The sequence below is a fragment of the Lysinibacillus sp. RU7 genome, assembly GCF_057837305.1.
In genome coordinates this window covers 1-687 of sequence record NZ_JBYQFK010000067.1, presented here as the reverse complement: position 1 = coordinate 687, position 687 = coordinate 1, and the positions used below count along the sequence as shown (strand labels likewise).

Here is a 687-nt window from a genome sequence, read left to right as displayed (position 1 = left end):
ACCTGTGTCGGTTTGCGGTACGGGTACCTCCCACCTCGATAGAGGCTTTTCTTGGCAGCGTGAGATCAGGAACTTCGCCCATACGGGCTCGTCATCACAGCTCAATGTATGAGTACGCGGATTTGCCTACGTACACACCTTACTGCTTGAACAGAGACAACCAACGCTCTGCTTACCCTACCCTTCTGCGTCCCCCCATTTCTCAAACGGTGGGGAGGTAGTACAGGAATATCAACCTGTTGTCCATCGCCTACGCCTGTCGGCCTCGGCTTAGGTCCCGACTAACCCTGAGCGGACGAGCCTTCCTCAGGAAACCTTAGTCATACGGTGGACAGGATTCTCACCTGTCTTTCGCTACTCATACCGGCATTCTCACTTCTAACCGCTCCACCAGTCCTTCCGGTCTGACTTCAGCGCAGTTAGAACGCTCTCCTACCACTCACACCAACGGTGTGAATCCACAGCTTCGGTGAATCGTTTAGCCCCGATACATTTTCGGCGCAGCGTCACTCGACCAGTGAGCTATTACGCACTCTTTAAATGATGGCTGCTTCTAAGCCAACATCCTGGTTGTCTAAGCAACGCCACATCCTTTTCCACTTAACGATTACTTTGGGACCTTAGCTGGTGGTCTGGGCTGTTTCCCTTTTGACTACGGATCTTATCACTCGCAGTCTGACTCCCGTG

The 687-nt window shown here is 52.7% G+C and carries 1 rRNA gene; it reads right to left on the bottom strand.

Annotation, left to right across the window (positions count from 1 at the left end):
- Window positions 1-687, bottom strand: a 23S ribosomal RNA gene (locus tag AC3II9_RS21480); the annotation flags it as partial.